The organism is Pedobacter sp., from assembly GCF_035317785.1.
Lineage (GTDB): Bacteria > Bacteroidota > Bacteroidia > Sphingobacteriales > Sphingobacteriaceae > Pedobacter.
Map to the genome: position 1 here is coordinate 1 of NZ_DATHGC010000151.1, position 5,765 is coordinate 5,765.

At 47.4% G+C, this 5,765-nt stretch carries 6 protein-coding genes and 1 pseudogene; 3 read left to right on the plus strand and 4 right to left on the minus strand.

The annotated features are described in order from the left end of the window. The 3 genes and pseudogenes from VK541_RS09480 to VK541_RS09490 all read left to right on the plus strand — a co-directional run. Positions 1 to 254 (plus strand): annotated as a pseudogene (locus VK541_RS09480) (DoxX family protein); the annotation flags it as partial. A gap of 6 nt (positions 255 to 260) precedes the next feature. Beyond that, positions 261 to 1,316 carry an ABC transporter permease gene (locus VK541_RS09485; protein WP_324369316.1) on the plus strand — a complete coding sequence of 352 codons (1,056 nt, stop codon included), beginning with the start codon at positions 261 to 263 and terminating at the stop codon, positions 1,314 to 1,316. After that, a complete protein-coding gene (locus tag VK541_RS09490; protein WP_324369318.1) occupies positions 1,317 to 1,826 on the plus strand; it encodes a shikimate kinase in 510 nt (169 codons plus the stop codon). A 4-nt stretch (positions 1,827 to 1,830) separates the two neighbouring features. Here VK541_RS09490 and VK541_RS09495 read toward each other — a convergent pair whose 3' ends face one another. The 4 genes from VK541_RS09495 to VK541_RS09510 all read right to left on the minus strand — a co-directional run. Continuing rightward, positions 1,831 to 2,286, minus strand: a complete 456-nt coding sequence (locus tag VK541_RS09495; RefSeq protein WP_324369320.1) for a DoxX family protein — start codon at positions 2,284 to 2,286, stop codon at positions 1,831 to 1,833. A gap of 79 nt (positions 2,287 to 2,365) precedes the next feature. Beyond that, complete coding sequence (truA, locus tag VK541_RS09500; RefSeq protein ID WP_324369321.1) at positions 2,366 to 3,151, minus strand: tRNA pseudouridine(38-40) synthase TruA; 786 nt, start codon at positions 3,149 to 3,151, stop codon at positions 2,366 to 2,368. Positions 3,152 to 3,154: 3 nt separating this feature from the next. Then, positions 3,155 to 5,119: a beta-N-acetylhexosaminidase gene (locus VK541_RS09505; RefSeq protein WP_324369323.1), complete on the minus strand. Its 1,965-nt coding sequence runs from the start codon at positions 5,117 to 5,119 to the stop codon at positions 3,155 to 3,157. Between the two features lie 82 nt (positions 5,120 to 5,201). Next, positions 5,202 to 5,765 (minus strand): hypothetical protein (locus tag VK541_RS09510; protein WP_324369325.1); only part of this gene is annotated, 564 nt, incomplete at its 5' end.

The following is a 5,765-nucleotide window of genomic DNA, read 5'->3' on the forward strand; positions in this document are numbered from 1 at the left end:
CTCTGAATGCTGCGGAGCAGTTCAACATCAGGACCGTGCTGCTGACCTCAAGTGCTGCCCGGGATGCAGATCAGTACAGCAAGAAAATGAAACTGTTTATGGAGGTTTTCTACGCAGATGCAGTTCCTTTGAAGAGTATGGTCAGGGCAAGTCCGGGTGTGCTGCTGATGCGGAACGGTGTGGTGGTCAACAAATGGCACTACAATGCGGTACCTTCGTTTGATGAGCTTTCCAAAACTTATTTTGCTAATTAACGGGCCATGCTGCGCTACGCCATAAAGAAGTTTTGCTACGGATTTGCGGTGATGGCTGGGGTAGTGATCGTGGTGTTTGTGTTGTTTAATATTTTGCCGGGAGATCCGGCCAGGATGACGCTTGGCCAGCGCTCTGATGTGTCTTCGCTTGAAGCGGTGCGCAAGGAGTTTGGACTGGACAAGTCGAGGCCTGTGCAGTTTATGTTGTACCTGAACGATCTTTCGCCTTTGGGGCTGCATGAAAATACTGCGGCGGATCAGGGAAAATACCATTACCAGAAACTGATTCCTCTCGGGAATGATGTGCTGGTATTGAAATGGCCGTATCTGCGGCGGTCTTACCAGACGAAAAGGGACGTAATGACCATATTGAAGGAAACGGTGCCCAACACTTTTGTGCTGGCGCTGACGGCCATGATCTTTGCTACTTTGCTCGGTGTATTTCTTGGAGTGGTGTCGGCGGTAAATAAAGATACCTGGATAGATAAGGCAGCAAATGCTTTTGCCATTCTGGGTATTTCTGCGCCTTCTTTTTTTGCAGGCATCATCATTGCCTGGTTGTTTGGCTTTGTGCTGAGCGACTATACTGGTCTGAACATGTCGGGCAGTCTGTACAGCTATGATCCTTTCAAAGGGGAGGTGATGACCTGGAAGAATTTATGGCTGCCTATGATTACCCTGGGTTTGCGGCCGCTGGCCATTATTGTGCAGCTGACCAGGAGCGCAATGCTAGATGTGCTGGCACAGGATTACATCAGGACGGCCCGGGCCAAGGGTCTGAGCCGGAACGTCATCATTTATAAGCATGCTTTGAGGAACGCGTTAAATCCGGTGATCACGGCGATCTCGGGCTGGTTTGCTTCCTTGCTGGCGGGTTCTTTTTTTGTGGAATACATTTTCGGCTACAATGGTCTGGGGCGTACTACGGTTACTGCGCTGGAAATGTCTGATTTTCCGGTGGTGATGGGCGCTATATTGTTTATTGCCTTTATATTTGTAGTCATTAATATTTTGGTAGATGTGTTGTATGCCCTGGTTGATCCAAGGGTAAAACTGGCTTAAATGATGAAGGTATTTCTAATCGGGTTTATGGGTTGCGGTAAAAGTACAATGGGCAGGAGGCTGGCAAAGCAGCTCGGCTATGATTTTATTGACCTGGACCAGGAGATAGAAAAAAGGACGGATACTGCTATAGGAAATTATTTCTCGGCGAACGGGGAAATGGCATTCCGGGACCTGGAGCGTAAAACGCTGCAGGAATTTGACTATCCTGCCAATTGTATTGTGGCTACGGGTGGTGGTGCTCCTTGTTATTTTGACAATATGGACTGGATGAATGCGAACGGGACCACTGTATATATTGAAATGTCGCCTTTGGCACTGGCCGGACGCCTGGAAAAAGGAAAGGCAAAGCGTCCTTTGTTAAAGGATCTTAATGAAGCGCAAATGATTGCTTTTATTGAAGGCAAACTGGCAGAGCGGGAAGGTTATTATAAGCGCGCAAAACTTATTGTAGAAGGCATCAACCTTTCGGCCGATGCCTTGAGTGCTTTAATTATAGTTAAAGATTAGATTTCTATCTGAAAATGTTAGGACGTGTTTTCATGTTCTGGTCTACAGAATAGGGTCCTGAACCGACTACCCAGAATAAGATCAGGAGAAACAATACCATCAGGGATAACCACAATTCTGAGTTAAGCGCGGAAAACCCATTGGAAAGGTTTACGAAAAATACGGCACAGAGCAGAATCGGGATCTGGATGACCACCGCGAAGCGGGTAACCAGCCCAATGGTGATCAGAATACCACCTACCAGGTGTACGAAGCCGACGATGTGAAGGGCAGCACTGGCCATGAGACCAGAAAATCCAAATACATTGTTTTGCAGCAGCAGGTCCTGAAGTGCGGCGGTGTTACTGACGATTGCAATGCCTTTGCTAAAGATGAGGATTCCTAATGCGATGCGGATGATGTCAAGCCATTTGGCATGATGGTGATCGCCCCAATGCTCAATTTTTTGAATAACAGTCATAATTTTGCCTCCTATTTTATTAATGGTCTATTAAATTTACCCATTATTTGTGAGACTGTCAATAGCAAAATGGTAATCCTCAGGATAGGATAAAGGGTGCGGCAAAGTCGGTACGGGGAGGCAGGTTCAGATAGGGGTAGCTCACCTTTGACAAATAAAGCCCTTCGGGATGGGCCGGGGTGATCAGTTCGGGGGTCGTATTGGTGATGAGATAGTTTTCAAATTCATCCAGGCTCAGCACGCCTTTGCCGATCTTGAGCAGTTGTCCCATGATGATCCTGATCATCTTGCCCAGGAAGCGGTTGGAGGAGATGCTGAAACGGAGTTTGTCGCCATTGGGGTCTACCAGCAGGCTGGCAGACATCACATTGCAAAGGGTGTGTTCGTATTTATCCGGGCTGGTACAAAATGCCCGGTAGTCTTTGTAACCGGGCAGGATAGACGCGGCCTGTTTCATTTTATCGAAATCAAGGTCCCTTAGCAGGTAATAGGAGCTCAGCCCATTCAGGAAGGGATTTTTGTAGGTATGGAGGAAATAATCATACGAACGCTGCACTGCATCGAAGCGCGCATGACGTTGTGCTTCCACTGGAATAACGTCAAATACAGCAATGTTGTGCGGTAATATTTTGTTGAGCCGGAACAGCAGGTCAAAGTCCCATTTCTGTTCGATGTCCATGTGGAAGAAGAACTGACTGGCATGCACATGCGCGTCGGTGCGCCCGCATCCGATGACAAATACGGGGGTTTTAAGGACTTGTGAAAGCGCAAGCTCTACGACGCCCTGAACGTTTAATACACCGGGTTGCTTCTGCCAGCCGTTGTATTTCTGGCCATTGTAGCCAATGTGTACGAAATACCTCAATGCTTATCGCCTTGGAGCTCTTTTGCTCAGTTCGTCGACAGGCATTGACATCATCCTGCCCACCGCTTCTTTGCCTTTATAGGTAATTACTTTCAGCGTAGTCGCGTCTTTGGGTGCCATCAGCGGCTCGGTATATTTTGGATAGAAACGATCAGGAAAGGAATTGTCGAAACTATAGTAAATGTCAAGACCGCTCACCTCAGTGCTCAGGTCGATCATGAGCTGTTTATCGGCCGAGCGGCTGACTGTAAATATGGGATCATAAACGCTTGGTGCGTATTTGGTCTCGGCGATGTCCAGTCTCTTGAAATGCTGTTCTGCTTTACCAAAGAAGTTATTCCAGTTCTTCTTTTCTGCGGGCGACCAAACGGACTCGGCGATTGCCATACCTCTTGGCCAGGTCATGTATTCGGCCTGACGGATGTTGTATACCTGCTCTGTCCACAGATTGGCCTGACCGCCTTTAATGTATTTTGGGTCAACCCCGACAGGGACCGGGTCAAATTCATAGGACTTGCTTAACCGCAGTGAGGCGTAAACCTTTGGTTCGGTGATGGCATCTGCCTGCATGTAATCCAGGTAGGCGTAGGTGGTCGGGCTCATGACGACTTCATGTTTCTTTTTAGATGCTTCTATGCCGTATTTCGTGCCTCTCCAGCTCATTACTGCTGCACTCGGCGACATCTCGCCTTCAAGGATCTCATCCCAGCCCATAAATTTCTTGCCTTTGGACTCCACAATCTTTTGTACACGTTTTTCAAAGTAACCTTGTACCTGGTGCATGTTTTTTAGCCCTTCTTTTTGCATCAGGGCTTTGATGGCGTCGCTCTTCTCCCAGAAATTGATGGGTGCTTCGTCACCGCCCATATGGATGTAGTCAAAAGGGAAGAGCTGTGCGATCTGGGTGATCACGGTATCTAAAAAGGCATATACTTTTTCATTGGCGGGGCAAAGGGTGTTGTCCAGCAGTGCGATGGGAGGGGCGCCCCTTGACCAGTCCATAATTCTTTCGCCCGAGCGCACACGATAGGTCTCTGCTCCGGCTGTGCAAGACAGCTCGGGATAGGAGGCTATTGCCGCAAGGCTATGGCCCGGGACATCTACTTCCGGTAGTATGTTTACAAATCTTTCTTTGGCATATTGTACCAGTTCTTTAATGTCTTCCTGGGTATAGAAACCGCCATAGTTGCGTGGTTCATCAGCAGTCGGAGGGATAAAGTTTCCGAATTCTCCTATTTTTTTGACATTCCAGGCGCCGACTTCTGTGAGTTTAGGCAGGCCCTTGATCTCTATCCGCCAGCCTTCATCATCGGTAAGGTGGAGGTGCAGGAGGTTGTACTTGTAGCGCACCATGGCATCGATGTATTGCTTTACCTCTGCCTTGGTGAAAAAATGCCGGGCCACATCAAACATCAGGCCCCGCCATCCCACTCTCGGATAGTCCGTTACTTCTACGCAGGGCGCTTTCCAGTCTGTGCCGGTACTGGCTTCTTTGCTTTCTATTTCTTTTGGAAAGAGCTGGATCAGGCTCTGAGCACCATAAAACAGGCCTGCAGCTTTATTGGCTTTGATGGTGATGAAATTTGGGGTAATGGACAGCTGGTAACCCTCGCTGCCCAATTGGTGGTTGGCCTTGTCATTCAGGATCAGCTTGATATTTGCAGTTGGGGTATGTGTATTTACATTGGATATAAAGCTGCCGGTCGGAACAGATAGCCGCTCCTGTAAAAAGGCAACCACTTGTTTCAGTTCGGCTGCAGCGGGCGACTGGATGACCACATTGGCAGGAAGCACAAAATAACCTTCATTTTTAGTGATGGATACCGGCTCGGGAATAATGGCGATTTCAGGGGCTTTTCCGACCGGATCTGCAGTTGCGGTCATGCCGGCAGATTCTGATTGGACATTTTGTGCGATGATATAATTGCTGATTAAAAAGCAGGATAAAAAGAGAAAGAATCTTTTCATAAGATAAGGTAACGGTTGAAATGGAATTTTATAAACTCCCGCAATTTATCAATAAAAAGACAAATAACTACCCCAGAGGGATTTATTTGGAAGGCTTTACACTGCTGTAATAGGAATAGGAAATGGGGAGACCAACACAAACGATAAGGATAGCTGCATTGAGCGCCGCGTCAGTTATATTAAAAGGCAGTTTTGGAGCGCTTGACAAAGGGACAATGATCAGGTTCATGACCAGCCATATGAAAAGCCCGTATAAGATGCCTGTCAATAGTTTAGAGGAATTCACTGGGAGTATTCTGGCAACGGCTGTAAAGAAGAACGTGGCAAATAGGAGGGCAATAATAAAGTGAATGAGCAGGCCAAGGATCGTCATCCCGGTTCCTCCTGAGAAGGCACTGTCACCAAAGACACCGCTGGCGATAAATTTCAAAATCACAACCGGGTTTTTGCCTGTCTTGATGTAGAAATTGGCAAATGCTGCGAGGATATCCAGCAGCCCGGCTAAAAGACCGGCTTTTAAAATTTGTAAGGCATTGGGGTTCCTCATCCTGGCTAAGTTTTCTTTAAACAGATTCAAGATAATCAAAATTATATCAATTGCAGGAGTGCTATTAAGACAGGCGGCTATTTTAACGCATCCAGTACT